The following is a 22,875-nucleotide window of genomic DNA, read 5'->3' on the forward strand; positions in this document are numbered from 1 at the left end:
ACGAGGAGACCACCCCATGGGCATCGTCAAGGAGACCATCGACTCCTTTCCCCCGGGCGGCCCCGCCCGCGTCGTCAGACGGCGTGAGGAGCTGTTCTTCACCGCGCCGGTCCCCGGGCCGATGAAGCTGTGGAAGGACGCAGAACCGCTCGAGGTCGTCAGCTTCGCGCCGGACTACCAGGCCCAGCCCTTCGCCCCGCCGCGCGGCGTCTACGAGGGCGACCACCTGCGCGTGGAGTGGCAGACGATGGACAACCGCCAGCCCTTCTACCACCGCAACTGCGACGTTGACGAGATCTCCTACCAGATCGCCGGAGACCGGACGCTCATGACGGAACTCGGCACCGTCGAGCACAGGCCGGGAGAGTTCTCGCGCATCCCCGTCGGCACGGCCCACGACAACTACGGGCGGCGGGAAAGCCACCTGCTGTTCTACATCCCCGCGCCAGTCACGGAGATCGCCCGGGCCGACCGGGTCTCCGCGCCGCTGTTCCCGCCCTTCGACGGGTGGGAACCCAAGGTCGTCAACGAACTCGTCACCGAGTGCCTCGGCGGACTCGGCCACGACGTCGCCATCCAGCCCGTGGACGAACAGATCCTCCTTGAGCAGGCGCACTACGAGGCGGCCCGCATCCCCGTGCTGACCGTCGGGGAGGAGACGGGCACGACATGGCTGTACGGCTCGTCGCACGTCTGGCTCGGCACCACCCGGCTGACGGCCGCGCAACCGCGCGCCTACGTGCGGCACCGCGACGCCGAGGAGATCCAGTACCAGATCAGCGGCCGCCGCACCCTCGCCACCCAGCGCGGCGTCGTGGAGCTCGCGCCCGGCGACTTCGTGCGCGTCCCCGTCGGCTGCGCGTTCACCAGCGTGACCGACGACGAGTCGGTCAGCATCACGCTTCTGTCGGCGCGGCCGGTTCCCCAGGTCGCGCCCGCAACGAGGAAGGCCGAACTCACCATCCCCGAGTTCGCCGACGGGGTCAGGCACGCCTGAACGGCAAGCCGGACCCCGCACCACCCCCACCCACCCCGCACAGGAGAAGGACGACCGTCCCCATGTCGACCATGCTCGCCGCCCGCGCCCGTCAAGACTCCCCCGACCTCGCCCTCGAGAAGATCGACATTCCCCAGCCAGGACCCCATGACGTGCTCGTCAAGGTCGCCGCCGCCGGACTCGCCCCCGGCATGATGGAACTGCTGAAGCGCGGGGCCTTCCGCCACCTGCCCACCACCCTGGGGCACGAGGCGGCGGGCCACGTCGTCGCGGTGGGGGAGCAGGTCACCCGGATCGGCCTCGGCGACCGGGTGCGCGTCCACCCCAACCTGTCGTGCGGCTCCTGCGGGTACTGCCGCAGCGACCGTGAGCAGATGTGCCCCGACGCCGCGATGATCGGCCACGCGGCCTTCGGCGCGGGACCCGCCCCGCTGTACGCCGAGTACCACGACGGCGGCCTCGCCGAGTACATCCGGGTGCCGTGGTGGCTCGTCGACCGGCTGCCCGACGCGATCGGGTTCGACCTCGCCGCCAAGGTCCACGACCTGGCCAACGCGGTCCGCGCGCTGCGCGGCGCGGCGGTCCCGCTGGGCGGCACCCTGCTCGTCACCGCGGCGACCGGCACGATGGGCACCGCGACGGTCAAGCTCGCGCCGCTGTTCGGCGTGGGCAGGCTGATCCTCGTCGGCCGTTCCGCCGAACGGCTCGCGGCGGTCCGCGAGCTCGCGGGCGCGCTGCCGGTCGAGACGGTGGCCACCGAGGAGCTCGCCGACGACTGGGAGACGACCGGCGGCCTGACCCGCGCGCTGCGCGCGATCGTCCCCGAGGGCGTCGACGCGCTCACCGACTACACCCCGGCGGGCGCGGGCACCGCGCAGGCGCTCGCCTCGCTCGCGATGGGCGGGACCATGCTGCACATGGGCGGCAACCTCGCGCCGCTGCCCCTGCCGATGGTGGCGATGATGGCGAACATGTGGCGGATCGTCGGCAACCGCTCATGCACCCGCACCGACGCCACCGACGTCATCGGCCTGCTCACCGACGGCACCCTGAACGTCGACGAACTGCTCACCCACCGGTTCGCGCTCGCCGACGTCAAGGACGCGGTGCGCGCGATGCGCGCCCGCAGCGAGCCGATGTGGATGGCCGTCGTCAACCCGTGAGACGCGGGGTGCGGGCCGCGCCGGGCCCGCACCCCGGCTCAGCTCTCGACGGAGCTCGTGTTGTGCGCCCGGATGAGGCGGGACGCCTCGCACGCGTCCCTGCGCTCCAGCGCGTCGACAAGAGAGGAGTGCAGCTGGTACCGCTGCTGGATGTACTCGGGCAGCGGCCGGTCCTCGGTCGGCAGGACCGACAGCGTGTGGCCCTCGATGATGTCGAGCAGGGTCGAGTAGATCGAGCGCAGCATCCGGTTCTGGCTGATCGCCGCGATCCGCACGTGGAACTGCCAGTTGGCGTGCACGAACGCCGTCGGGTCCGCGTCGGCCACCGCCGAGGCCATGGGTTTCAGCAGCTCGCGCAGGGCCGCGATGTCGGCGGGGGAGGCGTGCCACAGCGCGTCCTCGATGAGCAGCGGGTCGAGCGCGTCCCTGATGCGGACGGCGTCGGAGACCGACGACTTGTCGGAGTCGAGCGCGAGGACGGAGTGGCCGAGGCGCACCATCGGCGACTGCTCGGCGGCGAACAGCCCGCCTCCGGGGCCGGGCCGCACGGTGACGAGCCCGCGCGCCTGCACGAGCCGGACCGCCTCGTTGAAGGTGCCGACCGACACCCCGCACCTGGCCCGCAGCTCCTCCTTGGTGCCGAGCCTGGTGCCCTGCTTGACGCCGAGGGAGAGCCCGGCGATGACATCGGCGGCGTCCTCAGCCCGGGAGCGGCCCGCCTCGGCCCTCCGCTCCGGGCGGCGCCACTCGTCGCGCCGGAGCGCGGGTATGTCGTTCTGCTCGTCGGCGGCAGCCACTTGCACCCTCCCCGGGGACCAATTCGTCATAAACATTAGCGCCAACTCTTGACGAGGACAGCCCCTGGATCCCAATATCTCCATAATCATCATGATGAATAGAAGGGAGCAGGAGATGGTCACCGACCAGACCTTCCGCGACCTGATGGCCGGTGTCTGCGCACCCGTCACCGTCGTGACGGCCGCCGACGAGGGCATCCCCTACGGCACGACGGTCAGCGCCTTCGCGTCGCTGTCGCTGCGGCCGCCGATGGTGACCGTCGCGCTCGACCGGGCGTCGTCGCTCCTTGAGCGCGTCCGGCGCACCGGCAGGTTCGGGGTCAACGTCCTCGGGCACGGCCAGGACGCCGACGCACTCGTCTTCGCCAAACGCGGCGTCGACAGGTTCGCGTCGGTCGAGTGGCGGTTCGAGACCGGGCTGCCGCGCCTGGTCGGCGCGCCCGGCTGGATCGCCTGCGACCTCGCCCAGGAGATCGAGGGCGGCGACCACATCCTCCTGCTCGGCGCCGTCACCGACGCCGAGACGAGGGTCGCCGCGCCGCTCGTCTACGGCCACCGCGCCTTCGGCACCCACTCCCACTACGCCGAACGCCCCAGGCGCGCGGTGACCGACGCGATCACCGCCTGCTCCCGCTGACCACCCCCATCTGAGGAGGAAAGACATGACAACTTCCGCTGAACTCGTCGCCCGCGCTGTCGCGCTCCAGCCGCTGGTCCGCGAACACGCGGCGAAGACCGAGGCCGACCGGCGCGTCGCCACCGAGTGCATCGAGGCGATCACCGAGGCCGAGCTGTTCGCGGTCTCGGTGCCCAAGCGCTACGGCGGCCACGAGACCGACCTGCGCACGATGCTCGACGTCTCGGCCGCGATCGGAGAGGCCGACGGCTCCACCGGCTGGGTCGTCGCGCTCACCAACGTGTGCAACTGGCTCGCGTCGCTGTTCCCCGAGCGGGCACAGGACGAGGTGTTCGGCTCGGGGCCGGCCAGGGTCACCGGCGTGCTGACGCCGACCGCCACGTCGCGCAAGGTCGAGGGCGGATGGGAGATCTCCGGGCGCTGGTACTACAACTCGGGCTCCTGGTGGTCGACCTGGGCGGTGCTCGGCACGCCGCTCACCAACGAGGCGGGCGAGGTCGTCGACCAGGGACTCGTGCTGGTCCCCGCGTCGGAGCTCACCGTCGAGGACGTCTGGCACGTGGCGGGCATGCGGGGCACCGCGAGCAACTGCCTGGTAGGGGAGAAGCTCTTCGTCCCCGAGCACCGGGTGATGTCGGTTCCCGAGGCCGTCGAGGGAACCTACGCGACCGAGCACACCGAGGAGGCGCTGTACCGGTCGGCGTTCATCCCGCTGCTCACCCTCGTCCTCGCGGGCCCGCAGCTCGGCCTTGGCAGGGCCGCGCTGAACCTCGTCATCGACAAGGCGGGCAAGAAGCCCATCTCCTACACCTTCTTCGAGACCCAGGCCGAGTCGACGGCGTTCCAGCTGCAGATCTCCGAGGCCGCCACCAAGATCGACATCGCCCACCTGCTCGTGGACAGGGCGACCAAGGACGTCGACGGCGCGGCGGCACGCGGTGAGTCGCTCGACTACACCGCGCGGGCCAGGGTGCGCGCCGACGCGGGCGCGGCAGTCGCGCACATCGTCGACGCCCTCACCATCCTGATGAACGCGCACGGCGCGGGCGGCTTCGCCGAGGTGTCCCCGCTCCAGCGGATCTGGCGCGACGTCAACGTCGGGGCGAGGCACGCGGTCATCTCCCAGACGATCGGCGCGGAGGTCTACGGCAAGGCACTGCTCGGCATCGAGGAAAAGATCACCCCGCTCGTCTGAGGAGGAGCCCGTGGCACTGCACCGTCTGAGCTCCATCACCCTCGGCGTCCCCAACCTTGCCGAGACCCGCTCCTACTACCGCGAGTTCGGCCTTACCGAGGACGACGGCGGCTGGTTCTCCGGCACCGACGGAGGCCGTCAGCTGCACCTCACCGACGCGCCCTTCCGACGCCTCGTTGAGGTACGGATCGGCGTGGACGACCCCGACGACCTCGGCCGCGCCGCGGCGTCGCTCGCGGCGCTCGGCGTCGAGGCGGCGGCGGAGGAGGGGGGCACGCTCACCGCGACGGACCCCGGCACCGGGGTCCGCGCGGTGCTCCAGGTCGAGTCACGGCTCGTCCAGCCCGTCGTGGCCGCGACCCCGTACAACGGTCCCGGCAGGCTCGACAGGGTCGGCGTCCGGGCCCCCGGCGTCCTGCGGGAGGGCCCGGTCCGGCCGCGCAAGCTCGGCCATGTCGTCCTCGGCAGCACCGACTTCGCGGCGACCGTCGCCTTCTTCCGCGACGGGGTCGGCTTCAAGGCCAGCGACCACGTCAAGGACGCGGCGGCGTTCCTGCGCTGCTCGACCGACCACCACAACCTCCTGGTCATGCGCTCGCCCGTCGTCTTCCCGCACCACTCCTCGTGGCAGGTCGACGACATAGACGAGATCGGCCGGGGCGCACAGCGCATGCTCGAAGACCACCCGGAACGGCACGTGTGGGGCCTCGGCCGCCACCACGCCGGCTCCAACTTCTTCTGGTACCTGCGCGACCCGTCCGGCATGTTCAGCGAGTACTACTCCGACATGGACACCATCCCCGAAGACCAACCCTGGACCCCCGAAACCTTCGAGGGCGCCCGCGGCCTCTTCAACTGGGGACCCCCACCCCCACCCTCCTTCCTCAACCCCGAAGACCTCGCCGCCCTCATGACCAACTCCCACACCCCCTGACCCCATCGGGCACGTCCGACATCGGACGTGCCCAGTGGGGCCACCAAAGGCGCAGGGGTGAGGGGTGGTCAGTAGGTGAGGCCGTGGCCGAAGGGGTAGAGGGGGTCGGCGGTGTCGTGGGGGACGTCGGGGCGGTTGGCCTCGACGGCCTTCATGGAGGAGGGGAGGTCGAAGGGGAGTTGGCCTTCGGGGGAGTGGGCGCCGGTGAGGACGGCGGTGAGGGCCGTGTCGTCGGCGCCGTATTCGGCGAGGACGGCGGAGGCGGCTTCGTTGATCTCGGGCATGACGGCGGGACGGTCGAGGTGGATGACGATGACGGTGGGGGTTTGGGCGGCGATGGCCGTTATGCGGTCGATCTCCGATGGGGGGAAGGAGAGGTCGCCCGCGTGGAAGAGGGCTTCGAGGAAGTTGCCTGAGCGTGGCTCGTAGGGCGCGGTCAGGTGCAGGATGGCGACGTCGGCGTCTGCGGGGGAGGTCGCGGTGGGGAACTCGGGGCCGAGGTCGACGCCCTCGGTGTAGACGCGGACGCCGGGGCGCAGCGGGAGGACGCCGTCGTTCTTCAGGAGGGTGAGCGAGCGGCGCTGGGCCTCGAGGCCCGCGGCGCGGAAGTCGGCGCGGCCGACGGTGGCGGTGGCCTCGTCGGGGTCGAGCGGGGCCGCGTCGAACAGGCCGAGGCGGAACTTCTCGCGCAGGAGGCGGCGGACTGAGACGTCGATGCGCTCCTCGGTGATCTCGCCGTCGCGGACGAGGGAGACGATGAGCTCGGGGCACGCCTCGCCGCCGAACTGGTCGACGCCCGCGTCGAGCGCCTTGCGGGCGCGCTCGCGCGGGGTCAGGTCCTCGACGCCCCAGGCACGGGCGACCTCGGTGGTCTCGCCGATCTCCATGTCGTTGAGCAGGCCCCAGTCGGTGCAGACGATGCCGTCGAAGCCGTACTTCTCGCGCAGGAGCGCGGTGATGACGCCGCGGTTGAACCCGAACGCGACCTCCTCGAGGTCGGTGCCGACCGGCATGCCGTAGTAAGGCATGATCTGCGACGTTCCTGCCGCGAAGGCCGCCTCGAACGGGATGAGGTGGTGCTCGAACCTGCCACCCGGGTACACCTGCTCGCGGCCGTACGCGAAGTGCGGGTCCTCGCCGTCCTTCTGCGGGCCGCCGCCGGGGAAGTGCTTGGTCATCGCCGCGACGCTGTGCGGGCCGAGCTCGTCGCCCTGGATGCCCCGGATGTAGGCCGCGACGAGTTCGGCGGCGAGCTCCGCCGACTCGCCGAAGGTCCCGACGGCGCGCGCCCACCGGGGCTCGGTCGCCAGGTCGGCCATCGGGTGCAGCGCCACCCGGATCCCGACGGCCAGGTACTCGCGCCGCACGATGTCCGCCCAGGCCCTGACGAGTTCGGCGTCACGCGTCGCGGCCATGCCGAGGAACTCGGGCCACTGGGAGAACGCGCCGGCGAACAGGGCAGTCGCGGGGTTGTCGGTGAAGCTGTGCCGGGGGTCGGAGGAGATCGTCACCGGGATGCCGAGCCTGGTCCGCGCCGCGAGCTCCTGGAGCCGGTTGTGCCACCCGGCCATCTGCGCGGGCGGCGCGGCCTGCAGGATGTTGAAGTGCGTCATGAGCTTGCCGGAGACGAACGCGTCGGTCGAGACGTGTCCGAAGGGGCTTTCGCCCTCCCACAGCTCACCGTCCGGACCCATGAGGAGGATCGTGTGGAACATCTGTCCCGCCTTCTCCTCGAGGGTCATCCGGGACAGCAGGTCCTCGACGCGCGCTTCGACGGGCGCGGTGGAGTCTCGGTAGATCATCGTGTCGTTCTTTCTGGTCAGCGGACTGAGCGGATGGGGTGGATCGCGAGCGTGCCGAGGACGGCGAGCACGATCCCTGCCGCGAAGAGGGTCCGGTAGCCGCCCATCGCGGAGATGATGAGGCTCGCGACGAACGGGGCGGCGATCTGCGGACCCGCCGAGGCGATGTTGAGGATGCCGAGGTCGCGGCCCGCGTCGTCCATGCTCGGCAGGATGCGGGTCATCAGCGCCTGGTCGACGGCCATGTAGGAGCCGAAGGCGAGGCCGACGAGGAGCATGCCGGTCACCATGCCGGTGAGGGTCGGCATCGCGTACATGACGGCGAAGGCCGGGATGAACAGGGCGGACGACGCCATGACGAACGGCTTGAGCCGTCCCGTCTTGTCGGCGGCGAGTCCGGACAGCGGCGCGACGACGATCACCGCCGCGCCCATGACCCCGCTGAGCAGGGTGACCTTGGACTCCGCGTCCTCGGCGGAGAGGCCGACGTAGTCCTGGAGCATGTACAGGGTGTACCCGCTGACCATGGCGTAGGCGAGGAAGAGCGCGGCGCGCCCGGAGAACCCCCACCAGAAGTCGCGGCGGACCTGCGGGTCCCGCGGCGCGGCGGGCTTGCCGGGTGCGGCGGCGACGGGCTCGGCGGCGCGGCGGTCCTTGGTGGTGAGCGCGAAGATCAGCGAGCTGAACAGGACGACCCCGGCCAGCGCGGTGTATCCGGCCTCGCCGCCGCCCGCCGCCCTGGCGACGACGGGTCCGACCACGATGCCGAGCATCGTCGCGAGGCCGATGACGCCGGAGGCCGAGGCGCGGCGCTCGACCGGGATACGCTCGGCGAGCGCGGCGGTGACGCCCGCCTGCACCGCGTTGCCCGCGGCCTGGACCGCCGACCACGCGAGGATCAGCATCGGGATCGTCGCGGTGCGTCCGACGAGGTAGATGAGGACGGCAGCCGCGATGCCGCCGCCCAGGACCCAGGTGTTGCGCCTGCCGAGCCTGGTCCGGGTCCGGTCGGACAGGTACCCGGCGACGGGCTGCGCCACGGCCGCCGCCAGCGCGGCGATGCCGGTGACCAGGCCGAGCGCCGAGACCTTGCCGTCCTCCCCGACGAGCGCGGCGACCTGCTGCGGCAGCAGCAGCGTGAGCGCCCCCATGAACATGGTGTACAGCCCGAGGTTCGCCAGACAGAGCGCAAAGTAGGTCCACAACCCGGGCCCCGCCGCCCCCGAACCGCCCGCACCGGGCGGCGCGACACGGGCTCCGGAAGACCCGGCTCCGCCGGGCGGCCCGAGTTCCGGGCCGCGCTCATCAAGGCCCACGACACGGGCTCCGGTAGGCCCGGCCGCGCCGGGCCTACCGTCTTTCGGGCTGCGCTGACCTGGGCCGGGAACGCGGGCTCCGGAAGGTCCGGCTGCGCCGGGCCGCCCGAGTCGCGGGCTGTTCGCACCGGGGCCTGAGGGGGCCGGGCTGTCCCCACCGGAGTCCGCGACACGGGCTCGGGAGGGTTCGGTGGTGGGGGAGTCGGGGGTCGGGTCGCTGTCGATGGAGGTCATGTGACCCTCCGATGTTCTTGCAGGGATGGGGTGGGTGGGTTCCACGCTGCGCTTACGCGCTTAAGTAGAATCACTTAGGCGCATAAGTTAATGTCGCGTTACGGCGGCGTCAAGATGTGGTGCGCGCGTTGGAGGAGGTCAGCATGGGAGGTCGGCAGCGCCGGGTCACCAGCGCCGAGGTCGCCCGCGCGGCGGGGGTCTCGGCGGCGACCGTCAGCTATGTGCTGAACGACAAGCCGGGGCAGACGATCCCCGCCGAGACGCGCGAACGCGTCCGCGCCGCCGCCGCGCGCCTGGGGTACACGCCCTACGCGCCCGCCCGCGCGCTGGCCAGGGGGGCGAGCGACCTCGTCCTGTTCGCGCACCGGGAGCCGATCATCCCGCCCAGCTACGCGCCCTACCTCGAACCCCTCGCCGACGGGCTGCGCGCGCACGGCCTGAACCTTGTCTGGCAGCTCGGGTACGACCCGTCCACGGCGATCCGGCATCCGGCGACCGAGCTAGCGCCCGCCGTCGTGCTGCACCTGACCGAGCCCGACCGCGCCGAGGACGCCTACCTGCGCAGGTTCGGCGCGCCGCTGGTCGTCGCGCTGTCGGACGCCCCTCCTGCGGAGCGGCCGCCCGTCCTCCAGGTGCGCCACCTCGCCGAACGCGGCCACCGCGCCGTCGCCTACGCGGGCACGGCCGACCCCCGGCTCGCGACCTTCGACGCGGCACGCCGCCAGGCCGCCGCCCAGACCTGCGCGGAACTCGGCATGCCGGAACCGCAGTCCCGCGCCGTCCCCCCCGACCGCGCCGCCGCCCGCGAGGCCGTGCGCGCCCTCCTCGCCACGGGCGCAACGGGCATCTGCGCCTACAACGACGAAACCGCCTTCGCGGTCCTCGCCGCCCTGGCCGACCTCGGCGTCCCCGTCCCCGCCCAGGTCGCCGTGGTCGGCATAGACGACCACCCCCTAGCCGCCCTCTACACCCCCGCCCTCACCACGGTCGCCCTGGACGACCCCCCCACCAGCGCCGCCGACCTCGTCCGCCGCATCGTCGCCGCGAGCCGCGCCGAGGACGTGCCACCCCCCGCCACCCCCCCGACCGCCCACCTCATCCCCCGAACCTCAACCTGACCCGCGACGGCCAGGGCGCGCTGTGCTCGGGGAGTTAGAGGGCTTTGCCGGGGTTGAGGGTGTGGGTGGGGTCGAAGGCGGTTTTGATGCGGTGCATCAGGGAGCGTTCGGTTTGGCCGAGCATTTCCGTCAGGTAGGGGGTTTTGAGGGTGCCCACGCCGTGTTCGCCGGTGATGGTGCCGCCGAGGGACAGGGCGGTGCGGACGATGTCCTCGAAGGCGGCGCGGGCGGCGGGTTCGGTGGTGGGGGTGAAGACGATCGTGGGGTGGAGGTTGCCGTCGCCCGCGTGGCCGAAGGTGCCGATGGTGACGCCGTGCCGGGCGGCGATCTCCTCGATCGCGGCGATCATCGGGGCGAGGGCGGCGCGCGGGACGGCGACGTCGTCAAGGAGGGTCGGGCCGAGCCGTTCCAGCGCGGGCAGCGCCTGGCGGCGGGCGACGAGGAACTGCTCGCCCTCGGACGGGTCGGTCGTGCTCGCGAGCTCGGTCGCCTTGGCGCACGCGTCGGAGTAGCGCGCTAGTGCCGCGTCGGGGTCGGGCTCGTCGGTCTGCACGATGAGCAGCGCGCCCGCGTCGGTGTCGAGGCCCATCCGGGTGGCCCGCTCGACCGCCCCGATCGTGGTGCGGTCCATCAGCTCGAGCAGCGACGGGTCGCCGCACGCCTGGATCGCCCCGACGGCCTCGGCCGCGTCCTGCACGGTCGTGAAGAAAGCCACGAGCGTCGCGGGCGGCCGGGGCGCGGGCCGCAGCCGCAGCACCGCCTCCACGATGACGGCCAGCGTGCCCTCCGACCCGACGAGCAGCCGGGTCAGGTCGAGCCCCGCGACGTTCTTGCGCTGCCGCCCCCCGGTCCGGATGACCTCGCCCGACGGCAGGACCGCGGTGAGCGCCGCGACGTGGTCGCCGGTGACGCCGTACTTCAGGCAGCACCCGCCGCCCGCGTTGGTCGCGATGTTCCCGCCGATGGTGGAGAACGCCTTGCTCGCCGGGTCCGGCGGGTACCACAGGCCGCGCGCGGCGAGCGCCTCGGCGAGCGTGCCCCCGAGGACGCCGCACTGGACGGTGGCGGTGCGCGCGTCCGCGTCGATGGCGACGATCTCGTCCATCGCCGCGACGGACAGCACGACGCACCCGTCGATCGCGTTCGCGCCGCCGGCGAGGCCGGAGCCCGCCCCGCGCGTCACGACGGGCACGCCGTGCTCGGTCGCGAGCCGCAGGACGGCCGACACGTCTTCGACGGACCGCGCGCGCACGAGCGCGAGCGGCTCGCCCGCCTCGGCCAGCGCCATCTGGTCGGACCGGTAACCGGTGAGGATCTGGGGGTCGGTGACGACGTCGGGAACTGCCGCGGCCAGCGCGGAAAGGAAGCTCATGACAGCGCCGACGCGTAGAAGTCCCAGATGTGCGCGCGCATCAGCTCGGCGGCGCGCTCGCCCGACCCGCTCTCGACGGCCTCGAGGATCGCCGCGTGCTCCGCGACGAGCCTGGCGAGGGTGGGTCTTGGATCGTCAAGCCGATCGAGCGCGGCGAGCAGGTGCCCGCCGATCGCGTCGCGCAGTGCGGACATGACCAGCGCGAACGCGGTGTTCCCGCCCGCGCCCGCGAGACAGATGTGGAAGCGGACGTCCGCGTCGTGGAAGGTCGCGACGTCGACGCCCGGCATGCGCATCGTCTCCAACGCGTCCCGCGCGTCCTCGAGGTCGGCCACCCCAGGCTTGGCGACGGCCGCGCCCTCGAGCGCCAGCCGCAGCTCAACGAGGTCGCCGAGCGGAACGCTGCCCAGGCGCAACGCGCTCTCCAACGCCTCCGACGCGCTGCCGGACGCGAGCGCGTCGGACACCCTCGGCTTGGCGGTGGAGACGGTGTCGCCGCCGCTGATCAACCCCTTGGCCTGGAGGATCCGGACTGCCTCGCGCACCGTCGAGCGCGACACGCCGAACTGGTCGGCGAGGTCCTTCTCGCTCGGGAGTTCGGTGCCCACCGGCAGCGCGCCGGACAGGATCAGCTCCCGCACCTGCCCCGAGACCAGCAGGCTGAGCGGGGTGCGGGTCACCGCGCGAAAAACGATCGGGTCCATGCCGACGATCCTACCGCTTGCCTGCTTGTCTGATAAGTGGTTAAGTGAAGTGACTCACATCATCCCTGGGAGAGACCATGGCCATCGACCCGAAGACGACGGCGATCGTGCTGATCGAGTACCAGAACGACTTCACCTCCGAGGGCGGCGTGCTGCACGAAGCCGTCAAGGGCGTGATGGAGACGACCGGCATGCTCGGCAACACCCGCAAGGCCGTCGAGACCGCGCGCGCCGCGGGCGTCACGATCATGCACGCGCCGATCACGTTCCACCCCGGCTACTACGAGATCACCTCGCACCCGTACGGCATCCTCAAGGGCGTGGTCGACGGCAACGCCTTCGTCAAGGGCGGCTGGGGCGCGGAGATCATCGACGAGCTCGTCCCGCAGCCCGGCGACATCGTCATCGAGGGCAAGCGCGGCCTCGACACCTTCGCCAGCACGAACCTCGACTTCATCCTGCGCAGCAAGGGCATCACCACGATCGCCCTCGGCGGCTTCCTCACCAACTGCTGCGTCGAGTCGACCATGCGCACCGGCTACGAGCACGGCTTCCAGGTCATCACCCTGTCCGACTGCGTCGCCGCCACCTCCCAGGAGGAACACGACAACGCCCTCCGCTACGACTACCCCATGTTCTCCACCCCGATGACGGCCGCGGAGTTCACCGCAGAACTCACCTGACTCCGGCTCCCGGGCCCTGTGGGACCTGATTCCGGGGACGCTTCACGCGTCCCCGGAATCCGTCGGGTGCACCCCGGGGGCGGTCGAGTGTTCGCATTAACTCGCGGTTTCTCGTGTGTTTCCGAAATGCGGGGGAGGCATTTCGGCTTGGGGCGGAGGTTTGGCGGGTTGTGGGGGAAATGCCTGGTCCGGTGGGTGGGGCGGGAGAAGAATGTAGAGGGTGGGGAGTGCCGCGCGGGGCGGATGGCCACAAGCGGTGGGTTCGTGGGAGCGCATTGACATCAGTCAGGGTCGTTCAGAGGATTGGTTAGTCCACTGGCAGCTCGCCATGCCTGGAGAACCCCCTTGAGCAGAGAAACCCGTGGAACGTTCCCGCTTGTGCCGATCCGGCAAGTGGGGATATATGCGGAGGTCAGACAGCAACTTTCCCATCTGATCGAGTCCGGAACCTACCGGGCGGGCGACCGGCTGCCGTCGGAAAGACAGCTGTCGGAGGCGCTCAGCGTCAGCAGGGTCGCGGTCCGCGAGGCGCTCAAGGTGCTCGAGTCGGCGGGACGCGTCTCGATCCGGCGCGGGTCGGGCACGTTCGTCGTCTACCCGGGCAAGGACCCCATCGCCGGGGCGCTGCTCATGGGACGGCCGGTGAACGCCGACTTCCTCGCCGACCTCGTCGAACTGCGGGCCGGACTGGAGATCAAGATCGTCCAGCTGGCCGCCGAACGGATCACCCCGGACGGCCTCGCACGGCTGCGCGCCGTCATGTCGCGCAACGCCGAGGAGCTGCCGCAGAGCGCGGAGCTCGGCTCGCTGAACCTGCTGTTCGAGGCCGAACTCGCCAGGATCGCGGGCAACAAGCTGCTCGCCGCCGCCCAGCGCGCCGCGCACGAACTCTGGGTCGAGGCGTGGAGCAGGCTCTCGCTCACCCCGGACGCCAAGGAGGTGCTGCACGAGGAGCACCTGGGGATACTCGCGGCGCTCGAACGGCGGGACGCGGCAGCCGCGGTCGCGGCGATGTCGCGGCACGTCGACCGGGAGATCCCGCGCCCGGCGCGGCTGAACGAACGGCAGGTCGAACGGTCGATCCTGCGCGCGATCGAGCTGATGCGCCACGACCTGTCGGGCCCGCTCGCCATCGACGACCTCGCCGGGGCCGCGATGTTCAGCAAGTTCCACTTCTCCCGGGTGTTCCACCGGATGACAGGACTGTCGCCCGGCCACTTCCTGTCGGCGCTGCGCATCCACGAGGCGAGGCGGCTGCTCATCTCGGGCACCGACTCCATCACCGAGATCAGCCACCGGGTCGGCTACGCGAGCGTCGGGTCGTTCAGCAAACGCTTCGCCTACAGCGTCGGGATGCCGCCGACGACGTACCGGCAGCTCGGCGGCGTCGTCCCGCGCCTCGAGCCCGCCGCCGTCGCCGGGGACCGCACCACCGGACGGGTGACGGGCCGGGTGGTGTCGTCGCTCGGCGAGGAGCCGGTGTTCGTCGGCCTGTTCCCCGACCGGATCATCGAGGGCCGTCCGGTCGCGTTCGCCCTCCTGCGCGGCCCCGGCCGCTTCACCCTCGACGGCGTCCCCCTCGGCACCTGGAACCTCATCGGCCGCTCCGAGGCGTCCCCCGCCCCAGGCCCCACCACCCCCCGCACCGCCGTCGGCGCAGTCCGCGTGGACGTCAACCCCGGCTCCACGAACACCGACCTCACCCTAACCGCCACCGGCCCCCTAGACCCCCCCGTCCTCCTAGCCCTCCCCAACCCCCACACCCCCCACCACCCCCTGACCCCCTGACCCCCACCCCCTCCCGACACCCCACCCCCGCCCCACCCGCACCTCGCGCCCCCACCCCGCCCCCGCTCCCGCTCCCGCCCCCGGCCCGCCCGCACCTCGGGCCCCCGGCCCACTGGCCCGCCCGCGCAGGTACGTCGAGCCCGCCCCCACCCGCACGCCAAGCCCCCAGCCCACCCGCAAGCCCGCGCGCCGCGCAGGCGCGCGTCGCGCCCGTCCAACGACCGCCGGGCCGCCGCCCGGCCTACCCGCGCCCGCGCCTCGCGCTCCCGCGCGTCTTGCGGGTGCGCGTCGTGCGGGTCCCCGGACGCCGTCCGCGCGTCGAGTAGGTGCGCGTCGTGCCCGTTCAACGGGCCCCGGGTCGCTGCCCGACCTACCTGCGCCCCGCGCGCCCACGCGTTGAGCGAGTCCTCGGACGCCGTCCGCGCGTCGCGTAGGTGTGCGTCGTGCCTGTTCAACGGCCGCCCGGCCCGCCTGCGCCTTGCGCGCCTGCGCCTTGCGCGCCTGCGCCTTGCGCGCCTGCGCGTCGTGCGGGTGGGCGTCGTGCGGGTCCCCGGACGCCGTCCGCGCGTCGCGTAGGTGTGCGTCGTGTCTGTCCAACGGGCCCGGGCCGCCGCCCGACCTACCTGCGCCTTGCGCGGGTGTGCGTCGTGTCCGTCTACCGGCACCCGTCCGCGCGCTGCGTAGGTGTGCGTCGTGCCCGTTCAACGGCTGCCCGGCCGCCGCCTGGCCTACCCGCGCCTCGCGCGTTTGCGCGTCGTGCCCGTCCAACGGTCCCCGGGTCGCCGCCCCGCTTACCTGCGCCTCGTGGGCCTGCGCGTCGTGCGGGTGTGCGTCGTGCCCGTCTACCGACACCCGTCCGCGCGTCGCGCAGGTGCGCGTCGTGCCCGTTTAACGGCTGCCCGGCCGCCGCCCGGCCTACCCGCGCCTCGCGCTCCCGCGCCTCGCGCTCCCGCGCGTCGAGAGAGTCCCCGGGCGCCGTCCGCGCGTTGCGTAGGTGTGTGGCGGGTCCGTCCGTCGGGGACTGTTTGCGCGTCGGGTAGGTGTGTGGCGGGTCCGTCCGTCGGGGGCGGGGAGGTGCGCATGGGGGAAGAAGACCGGGGGTGGGGTGGGGGCGCAGGGTGGGGGGAGCGGCGCGGTGGGCGCGTCCGGGACCCGGAAGGGGTGCTTGGGTGAGCGGAGTGCAGGGGGTCTTTGCGGACCTCGCGCGGGAGAGCGAAGTGGTGGAGGCGCTCGTCGGAGTGCTGGAGCCGGGAGCGTGGGAGAGCGCGACGCCCGCGCCGGGATGGAACGTGGCGCAGCAGGTCGCGCACCTGTGCTTCATCTTCCGGCTGGCGCGGCTCGCGGCCGAGGACGCCGACGAGTTCGCGCGCGTGACGGCGGCGGCCCAGGAGGACTTCGACGGCGCGGTCAACGCGGCGCTCGACGACTACGCGGAGGACTCGCCCGAGCGGCTGATGCGGCGCTGGCGGGAGGAGCGCAGCGGCTGCGTCGCCGCCCTCGCGGCCGTCCCCGACGGCCAGGTCGTGCCGTGGCTGGTCAACCCGCTGCCGCCCGTCATCCTGGCGTGCGCGGGGATCATGGAGCTGTTCGCGCACGGGCAGGACATCGCCGACGCGCTCGGCGTGGCGGTCGAGCGGACCGACCGGATCGAGCACCTCGTCGGGTTCGCCGCGCTGACGTGGCAGTTCGGCTACCAGTCGCGCGGCCTCACCCCGCCGGACGTGCAGTTCCGCTACGAGATCACGCTCCCGTCGGGCCGCCTGTGGGAGTTCGGCCCCGAGGACTCGGCCGAGAAGATCATCGGCCCGGCCGAGGACTTCTGCCTGCTCGTCACCCGACGCCGCCACCGCGCCGACCTCGCCGTCACCGCGACGGGCCCGCTCGGCGACGCCTGGCTCGACCTCGCCCAGTCCTACCGGGGACCCGCCGGGGAAGGCCGCGCGCCCGGCCAGTTCCGCGACGCCGTCGCCGCCTGACGGCACAGGCCGACCCCACCCCGAAGGGAAGCACCCCCATGGTGATCGTCATGTCCGCGGAGGCAACGCCCGGGCAGATCGGCTCGGTCGTCGCCCTTGTCGAGTCGGTCGGCGGCTCGGCGTTCGTGACGCGCGGCACGAGCCGTGTGCTCATCGGACTCGTCGGCGACGTCGAACGGTTCCTGCTGCTCGGCCTGCGCGCGCTCCCCGGCGTCAGCCGCGTCATGCGGATCTCCACCCCGTACAAGCTGGTCAGCCGGGAGCACAGGCCCGAGCGCTCGACCGTCGAGGTGTGCGGGGTGCCGATCGGCCCCGGCCATCTGACGGTCATCGCGGGGCCGTGCGCCGTCGAGACCCCGGAGCAGACGCTCCAGGCCGCGCTGATGGCCCGCGACCTCGGCGCGGCGCTGCTGCGCGGCGGCGCTTACAAGCCGCGGACGTCGCCGTACGCGTTCCAGGGCCTGGGCGAGCGCGGCCTGCAGATCCTCGCCGACGTCAGGGCCGCGACCGGGCTGCCGATCGTCACCGAGGTGGTCGACGCCCGCGACGTCGCGCTTGTCGCCCAATACGCCGACATGTTGCAGATCGGCACCCGGAACATGCAGAACTTCGCGCTGCTCCAGGCCGTCGGGCAGGCGGGCAAGCCCGTCCTGCTGAAGCGCGGCATGAGCGCGACGGTCGAGGAGTGGCTGATGGCCGCCGAGTACATCGCGCAGCGCGGCAACCTCGACATCGTGCTGTGCGAGCGCGGCATCCGGACGTTCGAGACGGCGACCCGCAACACCCTCGACATCGCCGCGGTCCCCGTCGCGCAGCGGCTGTCGCACCTGCCGGTGATCGTCGACCCGTCGCACTCGGGCGGGCGGCGCGACCTCGTGCTGCCGCTGACGCGGGCGGCGGTCGTCGCCGGGGCGGACGGCGTGATCGTCGACGTCCATCCGCGGCCCGAGGTCGCGCTGTGCGACGGGCCGCAGGCGCTCGTCGCCGAGGACCTGCCCGAGCTCGCCCGTGCCGTCGCGGACCTCGCGGCGTTCATGGGACGGCGGTCCGCCGAGGTCTTCCCCGAACTCGTCTGAACCCTTGGGAGCCCCCCATGTCATCTCGCTGCCCCGTCCTCAACGTCACAGGCGCAGATCTGCACGGCGAGGCCGCCGCGCTGCGCGCCCAAGGGCCCGCCGTGCTCGTGGAGCTGCCCGGCGGCGTCCTCGCCTGGTCGGTCAACGGACACGACGCGATCCGCCGCATCCTCACCGACCCGAACGTCACCAAGAGCGCCCGCAGCCACTGGCCCGCGTTCCGCGAGGGCGCGATCCCGATGGACTGGGAGATGATCAGCTGGGTCGCGATGGACAACATGGTCACCGCGTACGGCAGGGACCACGTCAGGCTGCGCCGCCTGGTCGGCAAGGCGTTCACGCCGCGCCGCACCGAGCAGGTCCGCCCGCTCATCGAGGGCCTGACGACGACGCTCCTCGACGCGCTCGCCGCGGTTCCGCCCGGCGAGGTGGTCGACCTCAGGGAGAACTTCGCCTACCCGCTCCCCGCGATGCTCGTCGCAGAGCTCATCGGCATGTCCGAGGAGGCGCGCGCGAGGACCGCCAAGGTCATCGACATGATGGTCGACACGACGGTGACGCCCGAACAGGCCCAGGCCGTCCTGCTCGGGTGGCGCGGCGCGATGGCCGAGCACATCGCGGCGAAGCGCGCGGAGCCGGGCGAGGACATCACCAGCGACCTCATCGCCGCCCGCGACGAGGACGGCTCGCGCCTCACCGAGGAGGAGCTGACCGACACGATCTTCGCGATCCTCGGCGCGGGGTCGGAGACGACCATCAACTTCTTCGACAACGCCATCACCGCGCTGCTCAGCCGTCCCGACCAGCTCGCCCTCGTGACGTCGGGCGCGGCGACCTGGGACGACGTCATCGAGGAGACGCTCAGGGTGGAGTCCCCGCTCGCGCACCTCCCGCTGCGGTACGCCGTCACCGACATCGACCTCGGCGGCGGCGTGGTCATCCCGCAGGGCGACCCGATCCTCGTCAACTACGCGGGCGTCGGCCGCGACCCGGCGCTGCACGGTCCCGACGCCGACGTGTTCGACCTGACCCGGCGGGACAAGGAGCACCTGTCGTTCGGGCACGGCCCGCACTACTGCCTCGGCGCGGGCGTGGCGCGGCTCGTCGCGCGGATCGGCCTGTCGAGCCTGTTCGCCCGCTTCCCCGAGCTGAGCCTGGCCGTGCCGCCGGGCGAGCTGAAGCCGCTGCCGACCTTCATCATGAACGGCCACCAGAGCCTGCCCGTCAGGCTGCGCGCGGCCGTCCCCGCCGGAGTCAGCTGACCCCCATCGTTAGGAAAGGACCCTCGATCGTGGATGCCGCACCGAAGGCGGGACGCAGGGAGTGGATCGGGCTGGCGGTGCTCACGCTGCCGACCTTCCTGGTCTCGATCGACCTGTTCGTCCTTCTGCTCGCCCTCCCGAACCTGTCCGCCGACCTCGGCGCGAGCAGCACCCAACAGCTGTGGATCAACGACGTCTACGGCTTCCTCCTCGCCGGGTTCCTGCTGTCCATGGGCACGCTCGGCGACCGCGTCGGCCGTCGCAAGCTGCTGCTCGTCGGGGCCGTGGCCTTCGGCGTGGTGTCGGTGCTGACGGCCTACGCGTCAAGTCCCGAGATGCTCATCGTGTGCCGGGCGCTGCTCGGCGTCGCGGGCGCGACGCTGATGCCGTCCACGCTCGCGCTCATCGGCACGATGTTCGCCGACGACGGCCAGCGCGCCCGCGCGTTCTCGCTGTGGGGCGGCACGTTCACCCTCGGCGCGATCGTCGGCCCGCTGCTCGGCGGGGTGCTGCTCGCGCACTTCTGGTGGGGTTCGGTGTTCCTGCTCGGCGCGCCGGTCATGCTCGTCCTGCTCGTGGTCGGCGGCAGGGTGCTGCCCGAGTCGCGCAACGAGGCGGCGGGCCGGATCGACGCGGCGAGCGTGCTGCTGTCGCTCGCGGCGCTGCTCCCGCTGATCTGGGGCGTCAAGGAGCTCGCCCGTGACGGCTGGGCGGCCGCGCCGCTCGGCGCGGTCGTGGTCGGCCTCGCGGCGGGCGTCGTGTTCGTCCGCCGCCAGATCGCGCTGACCGACCCCGTCGTGGACGTCGGTCTGCTGCGGCACAAGGTGATCAGCACGGCGCTGGTCGCGCAGCTGTGCTACGCGGTCACCGGCGGCGGCGTGATGCTGGTGATGATGCTGTACTTCCAGCTCGCCGACGGCATGTCCACGCTGCGCGCCGGGTTCGCGATGCTGCCCGGCATGGCCGCGGCGACGTTCGGGTTCATGGTCGCCGTGCCGTTCCTCGCGGCGCGGATCAGGCCGGCGGTGCTCATCTCGGCGGGCCTGACGGGGACGGCCGCCGTCCTCGCGGTCTTCACGCAGATCTCCGGGGACGCCGCGACGGAGACCCTGATCGTCGGGTTCGCGGTGTTCTCGTTCTGCGGCTCGGCGCTCGTCGCGCTCGGCACCGGCATGATCGTCGGCTCCGCGCCGCAGGAGCAGGCCGGATCGGCGGGCTCGCTCGCCCAGATGAGCAACGAGTTCGGCGGCACCCTCGGCGCGGCGCTGCTCGGCACGCTCGGCTTCGCGGTCTACCGCGCGTCGGTCGACGTCCCGGCGGGGCTGTCCGCCGCCGACACCGCGACGGCCGCCGACAGCCTCGCCGGGGCGAGCGTCGTGGCCGCCGACAGTCCGGACGCCGTCGCCGGGCCGCTGCTCGACAGCGCCGCCGCCGCCTTCGAGTCGGGGGTGCACGCCGTCGCCGCCGTCGGCTGTGTGCTCATGGCGTTCGCCGCGGTGCTCGTCGCCAGGCGGCTGCGCCATCTGCCGCCGATCGGGCAGGCGCAGCCGGAGGCCGCCGAGCCCGAGCCCGTCGCGGGCTGACCGCGTCCGCCGCCGTGGCCGGGGACCTCACGGGGTCCCCGGCCGTCGTCGACCGCAGGGAGGACACCCATGACCATCACAGGGCGGAAGATCGCCGTCACCACGGCAGTCCGGGGGCTGACGCCGGGCGACCCCCTCGACGCCTACCGCGCGCTGGCCGGACGGTTCGGCGGCGCGCACGTCCATCTGCTGGAGTCGGCCGACCCTGAGGCCCGCGACGAGCACCGCGCCTACGTCGGCTTCGGCCTGCTGTGCGCGGTCTCGGTGTTCGGGTCCGAGGTCAGGATCGAGGGCGTCCCCGAGGTGCGCGAGGCGGTGCGCACGCGGGTGGCGCCCCTCCTTGACGGCGACGCCCTGCGCACGCCACGCGACCTGTGGGACGTGCTGCGCGCCGTGCACGCGGTCTTCGACGCCGACGGCTCGCCCGACGAGTTCAGGTTCGGGTTCCTCGCCCACTTCGGCTACGAGTCGGTGCAGTACATCGAGGACATCCCGGTCTCCGGGGAGCCCGTGCTCCCCGACGTCCACCTCGCCCTGCACGAGGGCTGCGTCGTTTACGACCTGCGGGCGGGCACCGCCGAGCTGCGCACGCACACGTCCGCCGCCTGGCCCGCCGCCGACCCCGACGAGATCGCCGCGCTCCTTTCGGCACGGCTCCCGCCCCTGCCCGAGCCCGCCGTCCCGCCCGCGACGCCGCTCGCCGACAGCGTCACCGAGGCGGAGTTCACCGCGCGGGTCGCGCGGAGCCTGCGGCACATCGCGGTCGGCGACGTCTACCAGATCCAGCTCGGCCACGAACTGCGCCTCGCCAGCGCGATGACACCGCTCGACGCCTACCGCAGGCTCCGCGCCCGCAACGCGTCCCCGTACATGTACCTTGCCGAGGTCGCCGGGCGGACGCTCGTCGGGGCGAGCCCCGAGATGTTCGTGCGGGTCTCGGGGGGCCGCGCCACGATGCGCCCGATCGCCGGGACTGTCCCGCGCGACGGCGACGACGCGGGCGCGGCGGCAAGGCTGCGCGCCGACACCAAGGAGATCGCCGAGCACACGATGCTTGTCGACCTGTGCCGCAACGACCTCGCGCGCGTCTGCCGTCCCGCGAGCCTCGAGGTCTCCGGCCTGTTCGCCGTCGAGCGGTACTCCCACGTGCTCCACCTCGTCTCGACGGTGGAGGCCGACGTGGAGCCGGACCGCGACGCCTACGACGTCATCGCCGCGACGTTCCCGGCGGGCACGATGACCGGCGCGCCGAAGATCCGCGCTATGGAGCTCATCGAGGAGCTGGAGCAGGACCGGCGCGGCCTCTACGGCGGCGCGCTCGGGCTGATCGACGTCGGCGGGCACGTCACCATGGCGCTGTGCATCAGAACCCTCGTGCACGAGCCCGGCGTCTACACGACGCGGGCGTGCGCGGGAATCGTCGCCGACTCGGTGCCGGCGCGGGAATGGCAGGAGACCCTCGCCAAGATGAGCGCCGCCTATTGGGCGGTCACCGGCCGTGAACTGATTTCCTGAGAAACTCCGGAAAAAGGCCCGGCCGGAGTGGCCGGGCCTTTTCCGTGCACCTGTTCTCCGCGCGCCCCTCGGGGCGCTCAGACCGCTGCCAGGAGGCGGCTTCCCGGCCGGTGCGCGCCGAGGAAGTTCGTGATGAGCCGCGCGCCGTCCTCGGTGGCGATGCTCTCGGGATGGAACTGGACTGACTCAAGGGGCAGGCTCCGGTGCCTGAGGCCCATGACGTACCCGTCGTCCATGGCGTGCGCGGTGACCTCGAGTTCGGCGGGCACGGTCGGCTCCGCCACGATCAGCGAGTGGTACCGCGCGGCGGGGAAGCCCTGGCGGAGGCCGGCGAACAGCCCGCGGCCGTCGTGCCGCACCGGGCTCGTCTTGCCGTGCATGAGGTGGGCGGCGGGGGTGACCGACGCGCCGAACGCGAGGCCGATCGCCTGGTGGCCGAGGCACACGCCGAGCATGGGGACGGTGGCGGCGAACGCGTCGACAAGCCGGACGTGTCCGGAGTCAGCGGGGTGCCCGGGGCCGGGTCCGAGCAGGATCGCGTCGGGCGCGAGCCCGCGGACGGCGGCCGGGGTGGCCGCGTCCGACCTGACGGTGACCGGCGTCGCGCCGGCCGACCGCACGTAGTGGGCGATCGTGTGGACGAAGCTGTCGAAGGCGTCTACGACGACGACGCGCATGGTCAGTCAGTCCCAGGCCGTGCCGGTGCCGCCGCCGCGCTTGTCC

The 22,875-nt window shown here is 72.5% G+C and carries 20 protein-coding genes; 14 read left to right on the plus strand and 6 right to left on the minus strand.

Translation table 11 applies throughout. The features are described 5' to 3' along the window. Positions 1 to 16: 16 nt before the first annotated feature. The gene (locus tag R9X44_RS17375) at positions 17 to 997 is read left to right on the plus strand and encodes a hypothetical protein (RefSeq protein WP_319815222.1); all 981 of its coding nucleotides are present in this window, start codon (positions 17 to 19) and stop codon (positions 995 to 997) included. A 62-nt stretch (positions 998 to 1,059) separates the two neighbouring features. Then, positions 1,060 to 2,160 carry an alcohol dehydrogenase catalytic domain-containing protein gene (locus R9X44_RS17380; RefSeq protein ID WP_319815223.1) on the plus strand — a complete coding sequence of 367 codons (1,101 nt, stop codon included), beginning with the start codon at positions 1,060 to 1,062 and terminating at the stop codon, positions 2,158 to 2,160. Between the two features lie 38 nt (positions 2,161 to 2,198). On the opposite strand, the gene R9X44_RS17385 is transcribed toward R9X44_RS17380, so the two are convergent. Next, positions 2,199 to 2,957 (minus strand): FadR/GntR family transcriptional regulator, encoded by a 759-nt coding sequence (locus R9X44_RS17385; protein WP_319815224.1) that lies wholly within the window; start codon positions 2,955 to 2,957, stop codon positions 2,199 to 2,201. 91 nt (positions 2,958 to 3,048) lie between these two features. On the opposite strand from R9X44_RS17385, the gene R9X44_RS17390 reads away from it, so the two are divergent. Genes R9X44_RS17390 through R9X44_RS17400 form a run of 3 tightly spaced genes read left to right on the plus strand, consistent with a single transcriptional unit; the run spans position 3,049 to position 5,723 of the window. Next, the gene (locus R9X44_RS17390) at positions 3,049 to 3,594 is read left to right on the plus strand and encodes a flavin reductase family protein (RefSeq protein ID WP_319815225.1); all 546 of its coding nucleotides are present in this window, start codon (positions 3,049 to 3,051) and stop codon (positions 3,592 to 3,594) included. 25 nt (positions 3,595 to 3,619) lie between these two features. Then, positions 3,620 to 4,789, plus strand: a complete 1,170-nt coding sequence (locus R9X44_RS17395; protein WP_319815226.1) for an acyl-CoA dehydrogenase family protein — start codon at positions 3,620 to 3,622, stop codon at positions 4,787 to 4,789. 10 nt (positions 4,790 to 4,799) lie between these two features. After that, positions 4,800 to 5,723, plus strand: a complete 924-nt coding sequence (locus R9X44_RS17400; protein ID WP_319815227.1) for a VOC family protein — start codon at positions 4,800 to 4,802, stop codon at positions 5,721 to 5,723. Positions 5,724 to 5,791: 68 nt separating this feature from the next. Here the strand turns inward: R9X44_RS17400 and R9X44_RS17405 are convergent, their stop codons facing one another. Continuing rightward, on the minus strand, positions 5,792 to 7,525 hold the full coding sequence (locus tag R9X44_RS17405) for a glycoside hydrolase family 3 protein (protein ID WP_319815228.1): 1,734 nt from the start codon (positions 7,523 to 7,525) through the stop codon (positions 5,792 to 5,794). Positions 7,526 to 7,542: 17 nt separating this feature from the next. Next, positions 7,543 to 8,676, minus strand: a complete 1,134-nt coding sequence (locus R9X44_RS17410) for an MFS transporter (protein ID WP_413774952.1) — start codon at positions 8,674 to 8,676, stop codon at positions 7,543 to 7,545. 542 nt (positions 8,677 to 9,218) lie between these two features. Here R9X44_RS17410 and R9X44_RS17415 point away from each other — a divergent pair. Next, entirely contained in the window at positions 9,219 to 10,193 is a 975-nt protein-coding gene (locus R9X44_RS17415) for a LacI family DNA-binding transcriptional regulator (RefSeq protein ID WP_319815230.1), read from the plus strand. 34 nt (positions 10,194 to 10,227) lie between these two features. Here R9X44_RS17415 and R9X44_RS17420 read toward each other — a convergent pair whose 3' ends face one another. Both R9X44_RS17420 and R9X44_RS17425 read right to left on the minus strand, forming a co-directional pair. Beyond that, positions 10,228 to 11,565 carry an FAD-binding oxidoreductase gene (locus R9X44_RS17420; protein WP_319815231.1) on the minus strand — a complete coding sequence of 446 codons (1,338 nt, stop codon included), beginning with the start codon at positions 11,563 to 11,565 and terminating at the stop codon, positions 10,228 to 10,230. Beyond that, on the minus strand, positions 11,562 to 12,269 hold the full coding sequence (locus tag R9X44_RS17425) for a FadR/GntR family transcriptional regulator (protein WP_319815232.1): 708 nt from the start codon (positions 12,267 to 12,269) through the stop codon (positions 11,562 to 11,564). The genes R9X44_RS17420 and R9X44_RS17425 overlap by 4 nt, the downstream gene beginning before the upstream one ends. A gap of 77 nt (positions 12,270 to 12,346) precedes the next feature. Here R9X44_RS17425 and R9X44_RS17430 point away from each other — a divergent pair, with 77 nt between their 5' ends. The 8 genes from R9X44_RS17430 to R9X44_RS17465 all read left to right on the plus strand — a co-directional run bounded on the left by R9X44_RS17430 (position 12,347) and on the right by R9X44_RS17465 (position 22,152). Next, complete coding sequence (locus R9X44_RS17430) at positions 12,347 to 12,952, plus strand: cysteine hydrolase (protein WP_319815233.1); 606 nt, start codon at positions 12,347 to 12,349, stop codon at positions 12,950 to 12,952. A 393-nt stretch (positions 12,953 to 13,345) separates the two neighbouring features. Beyond that, complete coding sequence (locus R9X44_RS17435) at positions 13,346 to 14,740, plus strand: helix-turn-helix domain-containing protein (protein ID WP_319815234.1); 1,395 nt, start codon at positions 13,346 to 13,348, stop codon at positions 14,738 to 14,740. Positions 14,741 to 15,136: 396 nt separating this feature from the next. Further along, positions 15,137 to 15,316: a hypothetical protein gene (locus R9X44_RS17440; protein WP_319815235.1), complete on the plus strand. Its 180-nt coding sequence runs from the start codon at positions 15,137 to 15,139 to the stop codon at positions 15,314 to 15,316. Between the two features lie 593 nt (positions 15,317 to 15,909). Then, positions 15,910 to 16,716 carry a TIGR03084 family metal-binding protein gene (locus tag R9X44_RS17445; protein ID WP_319815236.1) on the plus strand — a complete coding sequence of 269 codons (807 nt, stop codon included), beginning with the start codon at positions 15,910 to 15,912 and terminating at the stop codon, positions 16,714 to 16,716. A gap of 38 nt (positions 16,717 to 16,754) precedes the next feature. Further along, entirely contained in the window at positions 16,755 to 17,792 is a 1,038-nt protein-coding gene (aroF, locus tag R9X44_RS17450) for a 3-deoxy-7-phosphoheptulonate synthase (protein ID WP_319815237.1), read from the plus strand. 17 nt (positions 17,793 to 17,809) lie between these two features. Beyond that, on the plus strand, positions 17,810 to 19,054 hold the full coding sequence (locus R9X44_RS17455; protein WP_319815238.1) for a cytochrome P450: 1,245 nt from the start codon (positions 17,810 to 17,812) through the stop codon (positions 19,052 to 19,054). Between the two features lie 29 nt (positions 19,055 to 19,083). Continuing rightward, positions 19,084 to 20,637 (plus strand): MFS transporter, encoded by a 1,554-nt coding sequence (locus tag R9X44_RS17460; RefSeq protein WP_319815239.1) that lies wholly within the window; start codon positions 19,084 to 19,086, stop codon positions 20,635 to 20,637. Positions 20,638 to 20,706: 69 nt separating this feature from the next. Then, the gene (locus R9X44_RS17465; RefSeq protein ID WP_319815240.1) at positions 20,707 to 22,152 is read left to right on the plus strand and encodes an anthranilate synthase component I family protein; all 1,446 of its coding nucleotides are present in this window, start codon (positions 20,707 to 20,709) and stop codon (positions 22,150 to 22,152) included. Between the two features lie 77 nt (positions 22,153 to 22,229). On the opposite strand, the gene R9X44_RS17470 is transcribed toward R9X44_RS17465, so the two are convergent. Next, entirely contained in the window at positions 22,230 to 22,829 is a 600-nt protein-coding gene (locus tag R9X44_RS17470) for an aminodeoxychorismate/anthranilate synthase component II (RefSeq protein WP_319815241.1), read from the minus strand. Positions 22,830 to 22,875: the final 46 nt, after the last annotated feature.

The organism is Actinocorallia sp. A-T 12471 (genome assembly GCF_033875155.1).
Classification (GTDB): Bacteria; Actinomycetota; Actinomycetes; order Streptosporangiales; family Streptosporangiaceae; genus Actinocorallia.